The sequence below is a fragment of the uncultured Methanobrevibacter sp. genome (assembly GCF_947166415.1).
GTDB lineage: Archaea > Methanobacteriota > Methanobacteria > Methanobacteriales > Methanobacteriaceae > Methanocatella.
In genome coordinates, this window is the sequence record NZ_CAMVEE010000012.1 from 1 (window position 1) to 19,034 (window position 19,034).

Genomic DNA, 19,034 nt, shown 5'->3' on the forward strand with positions numbered 1-19,034 from the left:
ATTTACCCCAATCTGGATCTTGTTTACGTTTGATTTCTAAAAATTCATATAAAGTCTCAAATTCATCCTCAGTTAATTTATCCTTGAATTCCCTTTCGATGAACTTATAATGTTTTTCAGGAATGTCAACATACAATTCATCCCCTTCTTCAAAATGTTTTCCTACAATAGCATCTTTAATAGCCATAGCAACTCTTTGACCTCTGGAAATGTCAGGCAATGTTTCGCCCTTGTCTTCCATACTTGCAATAACACCAACATATTCGCCATTCTTATTGATTAAAGTCTGGCCCTGTTTGATTGTACCGCTGATTGATTCTATTCCAATAATGGCCGGTTTGCTTTGGCGGAAAACCAATTTCGGTAAAGACATGAATTTAGCAGGCTTGATGATTGCATCATAAAATGCTTTCTTCTTAGCCTTTTCCATTTCATCAATCCATTCCTCATAATCTTCAATGATCTGATAGATTACATCACCCTTAAAGAGCTTGACATCAGAATTATTGAGGTCTTCAACTGAATTAGGATGAACATTAACGTTAAATGCAATAATTGCTCCATGCGCATCATTTTCATTTAATGCGATGGATGAATTGATAATGTCTCTACGACTTACATCACCTATGTCCGCTTCACGAATAGGAATATCCAATTCCCTCAATAACTTGACAATAGCTTCAAGAGAGCCTAATGTATCAGCTTTTACTAGGATTCCTTCATCTTCAGTGCTGATGGTAATGTCTTCAATTTCCTTCAAGATTTGTTCCTCGACATCTTCCTCATCGCTCAATACTCTGAGCGGTGAACCTGAAACGACATCATCCAAATTAGGAGCAGCAATCTTGATACCTGCAGCGGCAACCACTTCATCGAACTTTTGGAATTTCTTTTTGGAATCCCTCATCTCTTCCAGTGGAAGCGGCCTTAGGATAGACCTGATTTTAGTGGTCAGCACTTCGTTTGAAGAAGTCATTAAAGCTATTTCGTCATTAGTTCGCAAAACACCATCATAGATGATGCTATCAATAGTGAGACCTAATCCTACTTCTTCCTTAATCTCTAGAACAGTACCTTTTGCAGGAGCGTCAGCATTGATTTCTAGCTGCTCGGTCAGATATTCCTGAGCAAGCCCTAAAAGCATTGCCAAAACTTCAATAATACCTTCACCGGACCTTGCGCTAATAGGTATGATACTGATTTGTGAAGCAAAATCGCTTATCCTATCAAACCTTTCAGACTGGAAACCTTCCTTGTAGAGGGTACCAACGATTTCATAGACTTTAGCATCCAAATCCTGTTGGACACTAGGAGCCTGTTGGTTAAATGTTTCTTTAAATGAAGCTCCCTCATGGGTTTCCCATCCAAACAACATGTCAATTTTATTAGCTACAACAATGAATGGAGTCTTGTACATCTTAAGAATGTTCAATGCCTCATATGTTTGTGGCTTGAATCCATCATTAATGTCAACTATTAAAATGGCCAAATCAGCCAAAGCGCCACCACGTTTCCTTAAGCTGGTAAACGCAGCGTGTCCAGGAGTATCGATGAAGAACAATCCTGGGATTAAATCTTTAATAGTTAATCTTGATATGAAGTTTCCACAGATTTCTTCAATAGTATCGTTAGGGATTTCTGTAGCACCAATATGTTGTGTAATGCCCCCTGCCTCCTTATCGGCAATTGCACTACCTCTAATATAATCTAACAATGTAGTTTTTCCATGGTCTACATGACCTAAAACTGATACAATCGGGGATCTGATTTTCATAGTATCTTTCTTAATAATAAACTTTTAAAATATTAAATTTATTCATAAATTAAATCATTGTCGACGATTTCGTAATCGCAAATTTCATCTTCATCGAAGAATAAAGCGATTTCTCTTTCTGCAGATTCAGGAGCGTCGGATGCATGAATAATGTTTCTACCTGTATCCATACCGAAGTCTCCTCTGATAGTTCCAAGATCAGCTTCTAAAGGATTAGTTGCACCAACAATTTTTCTAATGGTGGTAATAGCTTCTTCTCCTTCAATTACCATTGCTAATGATGGTGAAGAAGTGATATATTCAACTAAACTTGGGAAAAATGGTTTTTCAGCATGTTCTCCATAATGAGTTTTAGCTAAATCTTCATCGATTTGAATTAATTTAACAGCAACAATTTGAAGACCTTTGTCTTCAAAACGGGATAATATTTTACCCATAAGACGTCTTTGTACAGCGTCTGGTTTCATCATTACAAAACTTTTTTGAATCATTCTTTAACCCATTTAACTTTTCTTGGAACTCTTCCGAGTTTAATCATATTTTTTTCACATTTACTGCTACAAAAGAAATAAATTGAACCGTCTTTTTTAACGTACATTTTTCCTGTACCTTCTTCTATTTCCTTTTTACAGAATGAACAAGTTCTCATGTTCTTACACCTTCTTATGGAGTCTTAATTTCTTTAGCTTCTCTGATTGTATCAAGTAACATTAAAATGTCACCTTCTCTAACAGGACCCATAATGTTTCTTGTTAAAATTCTTCCTTTATCTCTACCTTCGAGGATTCTGCATTTGATTTGCATTACCTCACCAGTCATACCAGTTCTTTTTAAAACTTCAATGACTTCAGCAGGAGTTCCTTCTTCCATTTAAATCACCGTATATTCATTAAAAGAATTTATCTATTCTTTTAATTCAGCAACTTTTTCAGCAATTTCACTAACAGCAGCTTCAGCGTCACCAGCGTCTACAATACATGCAGATGCAGTACCAACAGTTAAACCTGCAGCTCCACCAACTTGTTCTTTGGTAGGTAAGTATACGTAAGGAATTTCTTTTTCATCAGCGAGTACAGGAATGTGAGCAACGATTTCAGCAGGATCTACATCTTCTGCGATAACTACTAATTTTGCGTCTCCTCTTTCGATGAATTTGGTTACTTCGTTAGTACCTTTTGCTACTTTACCGGTAGCTTGTGCGGTTTCTAATGCTTCTTCAGCTTGTTTAGCTAATTCTTCAGGTGTGTCAAATTTTACATAAATGTTTGCCATAAAATATACCTCCTTTTTCATCTGGCTATGCCATCCATCGGCAGATATTATAATTCTTTTGAATCATAATATGATGTAATTATATATAGTTATATTATTTTTTAACTATAGAAATTACTCAAATTATTCAATGAGAGAATAATTTAATATAGTTTTTAATAATACTAATTCTTGAACAATTCATATATCACTAAATATAATCCCATAATAAAAAAATAAGGGGGATTAGACTTTCAATACAAATACTTCTGAATTTCATATAATTTTTAGCAAAACTAAAAATAAAAATTTAGTAATTAATGAAATAATTCTAGAGAACTAGACAATATTAAATTGGTTAGTATAGTATATAAATGTTTGTAAAAATAGGTTAAAATAAGTAATTAAGAACTAGAAAAAATAAAAAATAATTAAAAAGTGTAAAAGAGATAGTAAATTAATTACTATCTGTGACCATCAGCAAATCTATTTGATTGCTAATTTTACGTCTTCTGCTTTTACAGTTTTTCTACCAGCGTGACGAGCAAAGCCTACAGCTTTTTGAGCGATTTCGTTTCCGTAATCTTCGATAGCTTCGGTTAAAGCAACTTTTGCGTCATCACTTACTCTTTGTGCACCAGCATTTTTTAAGATTCTTCCTACAGGAGCAATTGGTAATTCACTCATAATATTCACCTCATTTTTTTGTTAATAATAGTTTTTATTTGCTTATATATAAATATATTGGTTTATTAGTTCTAATTTTGAAAGATTTCAACACTAAAAACCAAAATTTTATAACCTAAATATTGACACTAATATCTTTTGAAATGTTTTTCATAGGTTACTTTAATGCAAAATTGTATACCTTAAAATTGAAAAAATGAAAAATAAAAAGCAAAATGAAAATTAAAAAAAAGTATGAATAAAATTATTTATTCATGAGAATTTTTCTTAAAGTGTCTATATCAGCATCCACTTCAGTAGGCTGTGTACATGCTTCAATAGCAGTGTTAGGGTCTTTAAGCAAGTGTCCTGTAACAACACAGGTTATGGTCTCTCCTTTATCAATCACACCTTCATCCACAAGTTTTTTAAGTCCTGCAATGGAAGCTGCTGAAGCAGGTTCGACACCGATACCTTCTGTTCTTGCAAGCAACTTTTGAGCATCAAGGATCTCTTCGTCAGTTACTGTTTCTGAGTATCCGTTGGAATCATAAATAGCATTCAATGCCTTGATGTCACTGACCGGAGCACCTATACGAATTGCAGTAGCGATTGTTTCGGGATTTTCAACAGGAACTACCCTTTTGTCCCCTTTTCTGAATGCATTTGTAACCGGACATGCACCTTCAGCCTGAATACCTGTCATCATAGGAAGATCTTTGATGAAACCTGCATCATAGAACTCCTTTACACCTTTCCAGATAGCGGAAATGTTTCCTGCATTTCCTACAGGTAGAATAATCCTGTCAGGAGCTTGCCATCCTAAATCCCTGACGATTTCATATCCTATTGTCTTTTGACCTTCCAATCTGTATGGGTTGATTGAATTTAATAAATAAAGATGTTTTTCTAATGCCAAAGCTGTCATTGCCTCAAGTGCCTCATCAAAGTTTCCATTGATTGACATCACTTCAGCACCGTGGAACATTGCTTGAGCCAATTTTCCTAAAGCAACTTTTCCGGATGGTAAAAATACGATACAACGTAAACCTGCTCTAGCGGCATAAGCGGAAAGTGATGCAGAGGTATTTCCTGTTGAAGCACAACCTACGGTACTTACGCCTAATTCCATTGCTTTTGTCATTCCTACAGTCATTCCCCTATCCTTGAAACTTCCGGTAGGGTTGGAACCTTCCACTTTGACGTATAGGTTTACGCCAAGCTCTTCGCCTAACTTGTCGCATTTGCAAAATGGAGTTCCCCCTTCATCAAGAGAAACGATTTTGGATTCGTCAACTGGAATGCATTCTTTAAATTTCCATAAGTTGTCTCTTCTTCCATCAAAAATATCTTTAGAAACATCAATTTCATTAACGAGTTCAAGTACAGATCCACATTTTTGACAAGTGTAGATCACTTCATCGTCGTCATATTCTTCGCCACATGAAACACATCGTATCATAAATAATCACACTTATATTTTTTAAATTATTATTATTTAAAATTTAACTTAGAAACGAGAGTAAAAATTTGCCCAAAGGCAATGTAACATAAACTTCAACAATGCCTGCAATCACCATCAAAATCGAAGCGACAGCCAACAGAATAAATGCCTGCAGCAATTTATCAAAATTTTTATCATAAGCCTGCACAAATCTGTCGAAAAATTTCATTCCATTCATCTTCCAGAACGTTTTAACGAGCCGGATGACAAAATCGAACAGGACAAATCCTGATGCGCATGCCAGAATGCATGAGGAAAATTCGAATATTCCGTGAGGAACTATGAAGACCAGAACTTCCAACAGATTATCGGCAATAGCCACATAATATCCTGTAAAAAAGCCGTTGAATGCCAAAATCAATGCAGAACCGCAGCAAAATATTCCAAAAATAAACATCTCAAGAACAATAATGATATTGTTGATGAAAACGTCTCCAAAGGTCAGCTTGATTACTCCGCTTTGAACCTTGTTGGTCATGTCTTCAACAACAGGATTTAATATGCTATAGAGATACGGTTCAAACACGTAACCCAATATTATAGAAATAAAAAGGATTGATGCGGAAGCAATGATAGCTGTCTTATTCTCAATGAAAGCTGCCTTCACTTCGTTTTTTAAATCAAACATTATATCAGAGTTTTAGCTATTTCACGAGCTTCAATCTGCTTATCCTTTAGTTCATCAAAGAACTTTTCCATCAATTCACTTGCCAATGCTTTGCAATCGCCGCATCTTAAAGTTCCGTTTAAACAGCTGTTTCTGATTTTTTCAAGTTCCTTTTCATCATCCATCAGGTGGTATAAAAGCAATTCATAAACGACACATTGGTCCACTTCCCCACCTAATTCCTGCTGTTCTTTAAGGCTTTCTCTTCCACCGGTTTTTGCGCTTTTAACTTTTTTGGCGGCAACCTTGGAATCATCGTTGAGATAGATTGCAGTATTCGGCTTGGAACTGCTCATCTTATCTCCGCTCAAACCGGTCAGGAACCTGTGATATGTGGATGCAGGGGTCAGGAATCCCAATTCTTCATTCAGTTTATGGGCAATGTCCCTTGTCAATCGGATATGAGGGTCCTGGTCTATTCCAACAGGGACAACAACTTTTTTAGGACCTCCAAATTCCTCAGTTTGAGGAAGCAAGATGTCTGCAACCTGCATTAATGGAGATTGGATATGAGCTATGTTGGTGGATGGAGTAAATCCATAAATTGATTTGAGCTGGCTGAAATTGGTTTTGTTGGATGCTCTGAAGGCTAATTTTTGCAATTCAGGGTTTTGGGATTGCAAATAAACATTGACATTATCCCTTTCCAAATCAAGACCCAATGCGATCCAATTTGTCAAGTATTCATCGACAGCTATTTCCTTTGCCTTTTCAAAGCTCATTCCCCTTGCAGCATATGACTCCAAATCGGCAATTGGAAGTGACAGCATTGCGCCTTTTTCCTGATACCAGAGCAATTGGTCTACAACCATCTTGTGACCTATATGCATTTGTCCACTCGGCATCATACCGGTAACAACTGCAAAGTCCTTATTCTGATTGATTAATTTATTGATTTCATCGAATTCCCTATGTCCGAAGATGACTCCTCTTTTCATTAGTTTTTGAGGGTTTTCAATGTCTTTCAATATATCTGAAATCTTACCAATACCAAAATGATTAACCAACTTATCATAATCTAGGCTAAATGATGCCCATGGATCAATTAACTCTGCCATATTATCACCAATAACTCTTTTAAATTAAATCTTCAATTAATGTAATTAATTTTAAATAAAAACTATATAAAAATATAATAACTTCCTTTAATTAAATTATGGTCTTGTCCATTCGACATTATAGTATGTAATGTCGAAGTCCTCGTCGACAATTGCAAGGAGAAGTTTTTTGTTTACTCCGTGAGAGACTCTGACATAACTTGCAAAATCAAGAGCGCTAATGTCATAATTTTCAAATATTATTTTTACGAGATAATCTGAGTGCCCTTCACCCGGACCTCCTCCACGATTGTACAATCTAAACTCTGAACCATATTTGAATCCTGTCTTGATAACATATCCACGGTCTTTTAAATCACGAAAAACGACATATTTACTATATAATTCCTTTTCTTTCAACATATCAATCAAATAACCTACAGTGCACTCCACATCGTCTTCATAAATATTCAAACGACCTTTTTCCAAAAGATAACAAGCTTCAATCAAAGAAAGATTCAGTGCATCAGCTTCAATTTTACCGAACTTACTTTTTTCATGTAAAGCAATTGGCCTTTTACTTCCTTCTTCAATTTTGATTGATACTATTTCATTAGATAAGTTTCCGCGCATTAAAACACCGTAAAAAGAAAATAATTATATTTAATGCTAATATGTTTTAAAAAGATATTATATAAATTTTTGTAAAAAAAAGAAAAGTTAAATTTTGATGAAAATGTTATTGGCCATTTCTCTTGAAATATCCAACCTTTCATCATTGATAACTACTGAAAACTGATTGTCCTGACCTTCTTCATTAAGTTCATAGGTGATTTCAGAGCCGATAGATATGCCCAAACTTGAAATGTCATCCAAAAGTTCAGGGCTTCCGCGAATGAATGAGATTGTTCCTTCAGCATCTGAAGTCAATTCTGAAATAGACAATAAGTTGAATTGTCTGTAAATAATCTGGTCAAAATCAGTGAATGAATGACATTCTTGGCAGCTTCCAAAATCAAAGTTGCAGGCAGGAATGACGTTGTCGTCAGGACATACATCAGGATTTTTGAGCATGTTGCATAAGGCCCTTTCCGCTTCATCGGATAATGTATGTTCCATTTCACAAGCCTGATTATGGACATTTTCCTCTTTGATTTTTAAAACATCAGTTAGGAATTTTTCCAAAATCCTATGTTTTCTTGTGATTTTTTGAGCTATTTTCATACCATCGTCAGTTAAGGTAGCTCCTTTATATGGAGTATAACTAATGTAACCGAGTTTTTCTAGTTTTTTAAGCATTTGTGTTACGCTTCCAGGTGCAATACCCAAATCTTTTGATAGTTGTGTAGTGGAAACCTGTTCACCATTGCTTCCATTACGATATAAAACTTCTAAGTATTCCTCAATATTTTCACTAATTTTGCTCTCATCCATACGATTCACCTTAGACTATATTAATATAATATTTATAGCTATGAGTATAAAAAAGTTTTGGTAAACCTAAATATTTGAGGCGAAATTGTCAAAAAAAAGTTAACAAAAATTAGATTTCAAGATTTATTAAAAAAAAATAAAAAAATAATTAATTAGAACGGTAAACTAGCATAGTAACCATTGTGACTATAAGAGTTAGTATTCCAATTAACTACATTTCCAAATGAATTTCTTGTACTTGTTGGATCGCTTACTATCCATACATCATTTACTAAAACTTGAGCCCACACGTGACCATATGTACTTCCACTTGAGAATGTACATGTTCCGTGTTGATATCTGGCTGCAAGACCTGCAGTCCTAAACATGGCTACAACCAAGTGTGCTTGGTCAACACAATTTCCGGTTCCAGCATTCAATGTTCCTACAGCACCATAATGGGTGTCATAATAGAAACTGTATGAAATATGGTCCCTTACATAATTGTAGATAGCGTTAGCTTTCTGCAAATCAGTAGTTAATCCACTAGTTATGGAATTAACAACACTTCTGATAGCAGAATTGCCCACTTGACAGTTAGTAGTTGCTTTGAGATAAGGAGAAAGGTCCTTAATAGTATTTTTCACATTCAATCCACCAACAGGAATTGATGGTATTGGAGATGAAGGGTCTACATATCTGATAGCAACTGTAGTTGGCATCACATTGTCATTATTTTTATAGAAAGCCAATATACGTGATGATGAATCAATCAATTCTGAATAAATGATGCTACCTAAAGATGAAGATGCATAATTAGGTGCACGATTATAATTGCTTATATATGTGGCAACATTCTTAGCTAATGTCAGATAAGCGGATTTAGATAAAGTTGAATCTATTGAATCCCCACTTGGATCAGCTGGAGCTTTAACGCCATAAATACATTTGATTGCTTTTGTATTTGAGTTACCTAATTGATATATGGCTTGTTCCATCAGATAAAGGAATTCAGGCATAGTGTATTCGTGCTTAGCCACAGTAACTGTAGATGGAGCCTTACCATATTTAGAATAATAATTTTTTATAGTGTTTGCTCCCCCGATAATGTTGATTATTGAAAGGGAAGTAGGACCATCTGTAGTTGGAGTAGTGGAACTTGAACTGCTAGGACTTGGCATAGTTTTGAAGTCCACAGCATTTGATACGCCGTATCTGAATAAGATTACTCCATTAGCATTAGCATTTACCGCTGCTTTTGAATCAGCAGTGATTTCAGATGTTGACAACGGAGTTGGATTATCATCAGATTTATAAGCTTGTAATCCTGCCCATACTGCAGCTCCTTTTGAATTTGAAACAAACCATTTTGTAGTGGATGTAATCCAACTTGTGGTTTTGACGTAATTTCCTTTGTAAATCATAGGAACAACAACATCCAGTTCTTTACTGAGTGTAGCATAATCCTGACCATAATACTTGACGTTATCATCAGGTTCAGGCATTAATGCTGCAGAAATGATTAGGTTTGAAACAGTATTGTGGAGCCTGGAATTAGCAAGGGTTACAAATTTATTAATCGCTGCTGTACCACCTGTAGTTTTATAAGCTGTACCAGGATATCTTAAATAATCAAAATGAACACCAGAAACACCTTTAAGTTTTGCATATCCCATAGCTTCGGATATTTTATTATTAAAGTAGGTAGTGTCTGGCTGACCATTTTTGACAGGGTTGATCCAGTTACCATCGTAGAAAACCTGCATCCACATGTGCACTCTCATTCCTAACTTATTGGAACTTGCAATCCATGATTCCACAGCGGATTTACCGTGTTTTTCAATTGCATAATAATTCAAGAAGATATCAGTGACTCCGTGAGATGATAAGGTGTTCAAATTAACATCTTTCATATCTCCACCGAATACCCAGTACCCATAACCGTTATCGATTTTTTTGAGTGTGAGCACTTTAACGGATCCGCTGCTTGCACCGTCATATGAATCACCTTCGAATTTGTATGAAACTGTTTGAGTTCCTGCAGGGAATGTGATTTTGAATGTAGCATATCCGTTTGAGGCAGTTTTGGCAGAGTAAGTTTTAGAGTTTGCAATAATTTTAATAGTTTTGCCGGATACCGGCTTTTTATTAGCATCTTGCAATAATACTTTAATAATGTTACTACCTTGTGTAAAGGTTGTTCCAGCTTTCCAATAAACTGAAGAAGATGCCTTTTCAAGAACTGATATTGTTGCTGAACCAGTACTGGAAGACACTTTGGATTCAGCTTTATTAGTAAAAGTGATTGTATGTTTACCTACAGCCAAGTTGACCGCCAAAGTTGCAATACCTTTATCATCAGTGGTTCTGGTAAATTCTGTTGATTTACCGTCAATTTTGAAGGTGATTGTTCTTTTTGCTAAAGGAACACCACCTGCAGTTAAAGCAACCTTAACTGAATTATCAGCACCTTTCAATAAAGTTGTTGAACTTTTTAAGGTGAGAGTAGGAGTTTTGGTTGGTATAACCACTACCTTAAAGGAAGCTGAAGATGGGTCATAGAAAGAATTACCATCATAACTGACTTTTGTTATGTAAATTCCCTTATCCAAGTTTACATTAACAGCAGCTACACCATTACTGTTAGTAGTTGCATAATAATTGTTGTTATTAATGGTGAATTTAATAGTCTTACCTTCACCTGGTGCATAATTGAACGCATTGTTTAATGTCGCTCTTATGACTTTGGAATCGGATGTTAAAAATGTGTAATCAGTAGTGAGCAGTTTGGAACTGCAGTGACTGACAACCTTAATGGTATTAACTTCAGTTAACCCGTCATTTGTATTGTATGTAGTAATCTTGTAAGTACCTGGTTGAAGGTTCAGTAAAGAAACGTGTGCTACACCATTTTGATTGGTGGTTACCTGATAATTATTACCGTTTAAGTTGAATTTAACAGATTTACCCGCTAAAGGGTTACCATCATTTTTAAAGAATTTAGCATAGAAATTTTTACCGTCAGTATAAACTTTAGAAACATCTGCGGTCTTAATTGTAGATAATATTTTAAAAGTATTAGTTAATTGATAACCAGTGATTGGATCAGTAGATGTGACCTTGTAGGTTCCTGGTTTAAGATTAATTGCGAAATAAGCAATACCATTAGCATTAGTTTTTCTATTGTAAGTTTTACCATTAATACTAATCTTTACATATGTATTTGCCAAAGGCTTTCCGTTACCATTTAAAAATGTAGCGGAATATTGTGTATCTCCTTTATAATATTTGGAAATCGCTTTGGACTTGATAGTAGGCAATATGCTGAAGTCAATTTTAATCTGTTGAGCTTCATAAGTGGAATCTCCTGCAAACTTGATTGTTGCAGAATATTTACCTGTATACAATCCAGGTTTAACGCCTGCTACCCCGTTAGCATTAGTGGTTGCTGTATAAGTCTTACCGCTAATTGTAAAACTGACTGTTTTACCTGAAATTGCATTTCCATTAGCATCTTTCAAGACTACTTTAACCGGATAGCCGTAATAAGCATCTCCGAATGGAATCAATTGAGTAGCCTTAGCAGCAAGAATCTCTTGATTTTCATTTGTACTACTTAAACTAGTATCATTTACAGTGTTAGTTGATAAAGTATTTGAATTATCAGATTCTAAAACTTCTTCACTTGCTAGAGAAACTTTAGATGAATCATCAATATTCATATTTGAATCACTAGATACAGACATATCTGATGTGTCAGCATTTTCAACACTAACAATATCATCGGATGTGTCATCCACTAAGTTTGTAGTGTATGAATCTGTAACATTAACATCACTAGCTGAAACTGCACTGGCCGCTAAAACAAGGGCAAGCACTAACAGAAAAGTGAGTAATATTTTTCTTTTCAAAATATTTTACCTCCATAACAATTTATTCCGTGAGCTATAAAAATCTCACTTCAACAATATTTATTTATAAATATACTATATAAACCTATTTATTTAATAAATCGTGTTAAATGAGTTCAATTTCAAAAAATAAGCCTAAAAATTTATGAAAACCTCATTTCAAGTAAAAATATACTTGAAAATGAATAATATAATATAAAAATGAACGAAACTATATTTAACGATAAACAAATTTATAAAAAATTAAACAGTTGTTAGATTGCTTATCATATAAAATGAGATATAGTTTAAATATGATAAATATAAAAACATGAAGAAAACATGAGTTATGATAAAAATAAAGAAGTTTAAGGCTTTAAATAGAAAAACAAGCCAAAAAAAATAAAAAATAAAAAAATAATGTGAAAATTTAAAAATTTTACATCATTGGAGGCATACCGCCCATACCAGGTGCAGGAGGCATACCACTTGCATCGTTACCAGACTCATCAGGTCCGGTTGAATTTAATGCATTTCTTGCTGCAATCATATCGTCAATACGTAAGATCATTTCGGAAGCTTCTCCAGCAGATTGAAGTGCTTGGATTTTGACTCTTAAAGGTTCGATAACGCCAGCCTCTTTCATGTCAGCAACTTCACCGGAAAATACGTTGATACCAGTGAATGCTGAATCTTCGTGTGCAGCTTTCAAGTCAGCGATTAAGTTAATGGTGTCTAAACCTGCATTTTCAATTAAAGTTCTTGGGATAACTTCCAATGCTTCAGCATATTTTAAGATAGCTAATTGTTCCCTTCCACTTACAGATTCACCGTATTCTCTTAATCCTTTAACTAAATCAATTTCACAAGCTCCACCACCGATGAGAACTTTACCTTCTTCAATAGTAGCTGCAACAACACCTAAAGCATCATCTAATGCTCTTGCGATTTGTTCAGTTACGTAACGGGTACTTCCTCTTAACACAATGGAGGATGCTTTTGGATTTTCACAATCCTCAATGAAAGTCAATTCGTGGTCGAAGAGTTTGTCAAGGTATACGCGTCCTGCGAAACCTAATTTTTCTTCAGATAAATCATCAATATCAGTTACGTATTTAGCGCCTGTAGCTTTAGCGAGTCTTTCCATGTCAGATTTTTTAACTCTTTTGTAAGCCATGATTCCTGCTTTTTTCAAGTAGTGTTCTGCCATGTCGTCAATACCTTTTTGACAGAATAAAACATTAGCGCCTGAAGCAATAACTTTATCCACTAACTCTTTAACCATTTCCTCTTCTTTTTTGATGAAAGCTTCAAATTGATCAGGATTTGTAATGTCGATTTTAGTGTCAATATTTGTGTCTTTTAATTCGATAGGGTATTTGATGATAGCTATTTTAGCATCTTTGACTTCTTTAGGCATGTTTTTGGAAACCGGAGCCTTGTCAATTACGATACCTTCAGCTAAAAATGAATCTTCTACAGAATCTCCAGAAACCCTTTGGATATTAATATTATCGATGTCGGATTCTCCGTCTTCTTCGATTCTTAAAGCTGCTTCAACAACAATGTCTGCTAAGTGGTCTTTTGCATAGTCTGATCCTTTTCCACTCATAGCTGTAACAGCTACCTTTTTAAGAGTTTCTTTATCATCAGCATCAATAGCAATTTCATTTAAAAGTTCAATTGCTTTGTTTGTTGCATTTCTGAAACCTTTTACAACAACAGAAGTTGCAATACCATCATCTAATAATTCTTCAGCTTTAGATAATAATTCACCAGCAATTACAACAACGGTAGTAGTTCCGTCTCCAACAATTTCTTCTTGTTTTTTAGCTGTTTCTACAAGCATTCTTGCAGCTGGTTGATTGATTTCCATTTCTCTCATGATAGTTGCACCATCATTGGTGACAGTTACATCACCTAAGGAGTTAACTAACATTTTGTCCATTCCTTTAGGACCTAAAGTGGTTCTTACAATACCTGCTAATACTTTAGCAGCTGTGATATTCATTCTTAAAGCATCTCTTTTTGAATATCTTTCAGTCCCTTCAGGAAGAATAAATATTGGTTGATTTGCCATTTCATAATCACCTTTAATTTTTTTAAGAATAATATAAAAATAAGTTTTTTATATATTAATAATATGAGTTAGAGGTTATATAAAAATATTACCCATTAAAGTAACTATAGGTGTTTTAATGTATGATGAGATAATAAATGAAATTAAATCTAACTTGGGTACGAACAAGGATTTAAACAGGAAATACTTGTCTGATGAAATGGAAAAATATACAGACCATCCATACAGCAAGGAGATTATACGGGAGATTTCCAGAATGCTGTGGGACTGCCTCACCGACAGCGAAAAGGAAGAGTTCCTTGAAATTTCGAATATTGAAAATCCTATAATGGATATTCTGAACGAAATCACCCCAGATATCGAAACTGGAGAGTATAAGCTTGCATTAAATAAACTGGACAACTTTATGGAAAGTTTCTATCCGATGTTTGAAGACGATAAGGTAAGCGAATATCACTATTTCACAAATATCCTCGAGGAGATAATATTCCGGGAATATGTGGGGGCGAAAAAGGAAGTCAGATACATACCTGACAATCAGCCACTGCTCGATTTATATTACATCTACGGATTCCTGCTTTTGGAAGACCAGCAATATGAAAAATCCGAGCTTTACCTGAAAAAAGCAATCAAGATCAATCCCGTCTCATCAAGAATAATTCTCGAACTGACCGAAATCTACAAGGTGCACACTTACACTTTGAACAAATACTACATGTTCGTATCCGATGCCCTGAAATATGCATATCTTCCGCAGGACATCGCAAGGTGCTACAGGGGATTGGGCTACTACTATGTTGAAGAGGACCAGCTGGAAATAGCCTTGGCATTATTCATTTACAGTATGGAATACGAATTGAGTCCAATGGCCTACAGTGAAATGAACTACATTAAAACAAAGAATAGGGAGTTGGAGTTGGATTTGGAAAAGTCAATTGAAATAATCAAAAACAAAAACATCCAATTGGGTCCTAATCCATTCATTTTGGAGACCCTGTACAACCTCTCCAGAGAATATGAAGAAAACAGAATATACAATCCTGCAATATACTACTATGAAATTCTCTATAATCTGACAAATGACGAAAAGATTGCTGAGAAAATCAAAAACATTGCATCCGAAATAAACTATTAAATATAATATATAATATATTATAATATAGGTGATATAACATGTGTTCTAGTGGAGGGCCAATGGCCGATATCGATTTAGCGAAACTGAAAACAAAAAAATACAGATGTAAAGACTGTGGAAATACCTTTAAAGGTCTTGGAAAGAAAGTCGTTTGTCCATCCTGTCAAAGCGACAATGTAGAACTTGCAGAGTAAATTTATTTACTCTCTTTTTATTTTTTAAGTGATTTTATGAATATTGATTTTAAAGATGACGAAATACTATTTTTAGAAGGCGAGACCGGAATGGTCGGCATCGTTAAAGTGGCATATGAAAACAAGATGCTTTTCATAGCCACACAGGACAACGAGGAAATAGTTCAATTTTTAGAATCAGACGATATCATAGCGGTTTCCAACTTCAAAAAAGACAAAAGAGCAATAAGATCCCAAGCATACCTAAGCCGTGAAGAGTCATCGCCACTAGTAATTTTAAACAAGGCCCACCCGTCAACCAAACGATTGGAAACAGTAATTTCAATTGGAGATGGAGTCAATCTAAACTGCAACATCACTCCCGGAACACACCCCGAACAAAATGTCTTATGTTCCTGCGACAGCTTATCAGGCCTTGAGATATTGAAAACACCGACAGGAGTAAAATTAAATAGGGAATTTAATAATTACACAATTGAAGAATTTTAGGTTAAAAAAAATGCTATTCATTGATTCATTCTATATGTTTTTAGGCCAACTGGTTGTTTTTGTGGCCATTCTGATTATAATATTATTTATAGTTGTAGTTATTCTAGGCTATTTAATCGCAAGGAAAAATCAAATAAAATTCCCAAGATTCCTGTTATACATTGTTGATTTGCTGTATTCACCGTTTAAAACAATAGCTCATTTTTTAAAATTCGATGATGATTTAATTGATGATATTGCAATTAAGGTTAGAGACGAAATCAACAAGGAAAAGTTCAAGCAGATTCCTGCCGAAAAGACTTTAATATTCCTTCCTCACTGTTTAAGACATAAGGATTGTCCTGCAACACTTCAAAAGGAAGGTTTGAATTGCGTTGAATGCGGATTATGCTCAATTGGAGTCATCAAGAAAAAGGCAGAACCGTTAGGATACAAATTATATATTGTTCCAGGATCAAGTTTCGTTAAAAAAATAGTTATGGAAAACAAGTTTAAGGCCGTTCTTGGAGTGGCCTGCCATGAAGACCTAAATCAGATGATGATGTTACTCTCAGATTTCTGTCCGCAAGGAGTGCTTCTTGAAAAAACAGGCTGTTTTGAAACAAAAGTAAATGTTAAAAAAGTATTTGAAAAAATTGATTCCAAATACTAATCATCAAAATATCTCATGAAATCATCGGATTCGGGGGTTTGAGAAAATTCATTTATAAAGTCTTCCAAATCTTTAATGAACTCTTCTTTTCTCTTTTCAAAATCCTTGATTTCTGAATAATCTTTTTTTATAGCTAAGGTCATTAAAATATCATCAGTTTCAAGAGTTAGTTCCGGATACAACTCATCTAAAAAGTCATCCATTCTATCCTCTTCCAAGTTCCTGATGGGCTCTTGCCAAGTGTCCTGCAGCCAATGCTCCAAGTAAAGACAATTCACCTGCCATAACAGTACTTGCAACAATTTCTGCAAATTCGCGTGCTTTTCCGGAACCCGCAACACCTAAAATATTCAATCCTTCTTTAGCTACTTCCAAACTAGTTCCACCACCAACGGTAGCTATAGGCAAGTCCGGGAGATTGACTGAGAAATACAAATCTCCGTTCCTGTTTTCTGCGGTGGTAATTCCAAGGGAACCTTCAACCACGTGTGCGGCATCCTGACCGGTTGCCAAAAATATGGCTGCAACCATGTTTGCATAATGGGCATTGAATGCCATTGTGCCTGAAGCGGCAGAACCGATAAGGTTTTTGGCAATATTTACTTCTTGAATTGCTTCAGCAGTGGTTTTGAGCTTTTTAGCTACAATTTCTTTTGGAATCAATATGTCCGCCACAACGCTTTTTCCCCTTCCTTCAACAATATTTATTGAGGACGGTTTCTTGTCCACGCAAACATTTCCGCTTAACGCCAAATGAGTAGCGGTAGTTTCACTAGCTAATTTATCTAAAATCTTTTCGGATGCAATGGTAACCATGTTCATCCCCATACTGTCACCTGTAGAGTAAACGAAACGAGGATATACATAATTTCCAACAATTAAAATAGGATCTATTTTTACAAGTTTACCATGAGAAGTGGTACTTTCTGCAATTTCTTTTAATTCATCGAAATTATCAACAAACCATTGCTTGATTTTTATCGCATCAACGGCATTTTCACATTTGATGGCCGGAGCTCTTGTCATGATGTCGGATATGACCCTTGCATTTGCTCCGCCTGAAGCGGTGATTGTTGATGCACCACGATTAACTGATGCTACAAGTGCCCCTTCGGAAGTTGCAAGAGGAACATAAACTTCTCTTTGACAGTATTCGCCGTTAACCTTTAAAGGACCTGCAATTCCCATCGGCAACTGCAATACTCCAATGGAATTTTCTATATTTCTTGCTGATGCCCTTTCCATGTCCAAGGAATAGTTAGATATGTTGGATAAGTCAATCCCATATTCCTGCTCTAAAAATTCCCTTCTGATGTCTGTGGCTTCTTTAGCACTAACTTCCTTGTCAACCTGGTAAAGTTTAATTTCACCATTCAATAATTTATCAATAATTTCTTGATTTGTCATTACATAACCTTTTTAAGTAAATCTACAATTTCAGACGGTTTTTCAGCTACATCAACGCCAGCTTCATTCAAAGCTTTGGTTTTACTTGCAACAGTACCGGAATTTCCTTGGATAATAGCTCCAGCATGTCCCATTCTTTTACCTGGAGGTGCAGTTCTTCCTGCAATATATGACACGACAGGTTTGGACATCTCTTCTGCGATGAATTTTCCAGCTCTTTCTTCAGCAGTTCCTCCAATTTCACCGATTAAAACAACTGCATCTGTAGCGTCGTCCTTTTCAAATCTCTTTAAGATATCAACATAATTATCCCCAGTAACAGGGTCTCCTCCAATTCCAACAGCAGTACTCTGACCGATGCCCGCATTTGTAAGTTCACTGGCGATTTCATAAGTTAATGTACCGCTTCTTGAAATTACTCCCACATTACCTTCCTTGAAGATATGGGTTGGCATGATACCTAATTTACCAACGCCAGGGGAAATGATTCCCGGAGTGTTTGGACCGATGATGGTGGTATCCATCTCTTGTGCGTATGCCATGATTTTCATACTGTCGTGAACAGGAATATGTTCAGAAATGATTACAACCAAATCCAAATGTCTGATTGCTTCAAAAGCAGCGTCCTTTGCAAATCTAGCAGGTACAAAAATTATTGAAGCATTGATGTCTACTTCCTCTTTAGCCTCTTCAATGGAATTGAAAATCGGAACTCTATCCATGAATTTTTGGCCACCTTTTCCAGGGGTGATTCCAGCAACAATGTTTGTATTATAATTCAACATTTGTTCTGTATGGAAAGAACCCTGTTTACCAGTAATACCTTGAACTAAACATTTTGTATCTTCATTTAATAAAATCATAACAGATAACTC

At 35.3% G+C, this 19,034-nt stretch carries 20 protein-coding genes; 4 read left to right on the forward strand and 16 right to left on the reverse strand.

The features are described from left to right. The 13 genes from infB to thsA all read right to left on the reverse strand — a co-directional run. Positions 1-1,774, reverse strand: a 1,774-nt coding sequence (infB, locus tag Q0W25_RS03745; RefSeq protein WP_298519101.1) for a translation initiation factor IF-2, incomplete at its 3' end; no start/stop codon positions are given. Between the two features lie 38 nt (positions 1,775-1,812). Further along, entirely contained in the window at positions 1,813-2,265 is a 453-nt protein-coding gene (gene ndk / locus Q0W25_RS03750; RefSeq protein WP_297824489.1) for a nucleoside-diphosphate kinase, read from the reverse strand. Then, the gene (locus tag Q0W25_RS03755) at positions 2,262-2,423 is read right to left on the reverse strand and encodes a 50S ribosomal protein L24e (protein ID WP_298519105.1); all 162 of its coding nucleotides are present in this window, start codon (positions 2,421-2,423) and stop codon (positions 2,262-2,264) included. Before Q0W25_RS03755 ends, ndk begins: the two co-directional genes overlap by 4 nt. A gap of 14 nt (positions 2,424-2,437) precedes the next feature. After that, a complete protein-coding gene (locus tag Q0W25_RS03760; protein WP_297824492.1) occupies positions 2,438-2,644 on the reverse strand; it encodes a 30S ribosomal protein S28e in 207 nt (68 codons plus the stop codon). Positions 2,645-2,677: 33 nt separating this feature from the next. Next, positions 2,678-3,046 carry a 50S ribosomal protein L7Ae gene (gene rpl7ae / locus Q0W25_RS03765; protein WP_297824494.1) on the reverse strand — a complete coding sequence of 123 codons (369 nt, stop codon included), beginning with the start codon at positions 3,044-3,046 and terminating at the stop codon, positions 2,678-2,680. A 465-nt stretch (positions 3,047-3,511) separates the two neighbouring features. After that, positions 3,512-3,715: a histone family protein gene (locus Q0W25_RS03770; protein ID WP_367269911.1), complete on the reverse strand. Its 204-nt coding sequence runs from the start codon at positions 3,713-3,715 to the stop codon at positions 3,512-3,514. Positions 3,716-3,956: 241 nt separating this feature from the next. Further along, entirely contained in the window at positions 3,957-5,153 is a 1,197-nt protein-coding gene (gene thrC / locus Q0W25_RS03775; RefSeq protein ID WP_298519109.1) for a threonine synthase, read from the reverse strand. A 43-nt stretch (positions 5,154-5,196) separates the two neighbouring features. Then, the gene (locus Q0W25_RS03780) at positions 5,197-5,823 is read right to left on the reverse strand and encodes a stage II sporulation protein M (protein ID WP_298519112.1); all 627 of its coding nucleotides are present in this window, start codon (positions 5,821-5,823) and stop codon (positions 5,197-5,199) included. Then, positions 5,823-6,920, reverse strand: a complete 1,098-nt coding sequence (locus Q0W25_RS03785; protein ID WP_298519115.1) for a tryptophan--tRNA ligase — start codon at positions 6,918-6,920, stop codon at positions 5,823-5,825. The genes Q0W25_RS03780 and Q0W25_RS03785 overlap by 1 nt, the downstream gene beginning before the upstream one ends. Positions 6,921-7,016: 96 nt before the next feature. Beyond that, the gene (gene endA, locus Q0W25_RS03790) at positions 7,017-7,532 is read right to left on the reverse strand and encodes a tRNA-intron lyase (RefSeq protein ID WP_298519119.1); all 516 of its coding nucleotides are present in this window, start codon (positions 7,530-7,532) and stop codon (positions 7,017-7,019) included. 87 nt (positions 7,533-7,619) lie between these two features. Beyond that, positions 7,620-8,333 carry a metal-dependent transcriptional regulator gene (locus Q0W25_RS03795; protein ID WP_297824504.1) on the reverse strand — a complete coding sequence of 238 codons (714 nt, stop codon included), beginning with the start codon at positions 8,331-8,333 and terminating at the stop codon, positions 7,620-7,622. Positions 8,334-8,485: 152 nt separating this feature from the next. Then, positions 8,486-12,223 carry a transglutaminase domain-containing protein gene (locus Q0W25_RS03800; RefSeq protein WP_298519121.1) on the reverse strand — a complete coding sequence of 1,246 codons (3,738 nt, stop codon included), beginning with the start codon at positions 12,221-12,223 and terminating at the stop codon, positions 8,486-8,488. A gap of 418 nt (positions 12,224-12,641) precedes the next feature. After that, a complete protein-coding gene (thsA, locus tag Q0W25_RS03805) occupies positions 12,642-14,282 on the reverse strand; it encodes a thermosome subunit alpha (RefSeq protein WP_298519124.1) in 1,641 nt (546 codons plus the stop codon). Positions 14,283-14,400: 118 nt separating this feature from the next. Here thsA and Q0W25_RS03810 point away from each other — a divergent pair, with 118 nt between their 5' ends. From Q0W25_RS03810 to Q0W25_RS03825, 4 genes are read left to right on the forward strand one after another with little or no spacing between them, the layout of a single operon-like run. Further along, positions 14,401-15,417 (forward strand): hypothetical protein, encoded by a 1,017-nt coding sequence (locus tag Q0W25_RS03810; protein ID WP_298519127.1) that lies wholly within the window; start codon positions 14,401-14,403, stop codon positions 15,415-15,417. Positions 15,418-15,455: 38 nt separating this feature from the next. Further along, positions 15,456-15,611 carry a hypothetical protein gene (locus Q0W25_RS03815; RefSeq protein ID WP_292785600.1) on the forward strand — a complete coding sequence of 52 codons (156 nt, stop codon included), beginning with the start codon at positions 15,456-15,458 and terminating at the stop codon, positions 15,609-15,611. Positions 15,612-15,647: 36 nt separating this feature from the next. Then, complete coding sequence (locus tag Q0W25_RS03820) at positions 15,648-16,100, forward strand: hypothetical protein (RefSeq protein WP_298519132.1); 453 nt, start codon at positions 15,648-15,650, stop codon at positions 16,098-16,100. A gap of 10 nt (positions 16,101-16,110) precedes the next feature. Beyond that, positions 16,111-16,752, forward strand: a complete 642-nt coding sequence (locus Q0W25_RS03825) for a DUF116 domain-containing protein (protein ID WP_298519134.1) — start codon at positions 16,111-16,113, stop codon at positions 16,750-16,752. On the opposite strand, the gene Q0W25_RS03830 is transcribed toward Q0W25_RS03825, so the two are convergent. From Q0W25_RS03830 to sucD, 3 genes are read right to left on the reverse strand one after another with little or no spacing between them, the layout of a single operon-like run. Next, positions 16,749-16,955 carry a hypothetical protein gene (locus Q0W25_RS03830; RefSeq protein WP_297824516.1) on the reverse strand — a complete coding sequence of 69 codons (207 nt, stop codon included), beginning with the start codon at positions 16,953-16,955 and terminating at the stop codon, positions 16,749-16,751. The genes Q0W25_RS03825 and Q0W25_RS03830 overlap by 4 nt on opposite strands. A 1-nt stretch (position 16,956) precedes the next feature. Then, on the reverse strand, positions 16,957-18,159 hold the full coding sequence (gene hmgA / locus Q0W25_RS03835) for a hydroxymethylglutaryl-CoA reductase (NADPH) (protein WP_298519137.1): 1,203 nt from the start codon (positions 18,157-18,159) through the stop codon (positions 16,957-16,959). Beyond that, positions 18,159-19,022, reverse strand: a complete 864-nt coding sequence (gene sucD / locus Q0W25_RS03840) for a succinate--CoA ligase subunit alpha (protein WP_297824520.1) — start codon at positions 19,020-19,022, stop codon at positions 18,159-18,161. The genes hmgA and sucD overlap by 1 nt, the downstream gene beginning before the upstream one ends. Positions 19,023-19,034: the final 12 nt, after the last annotated feature.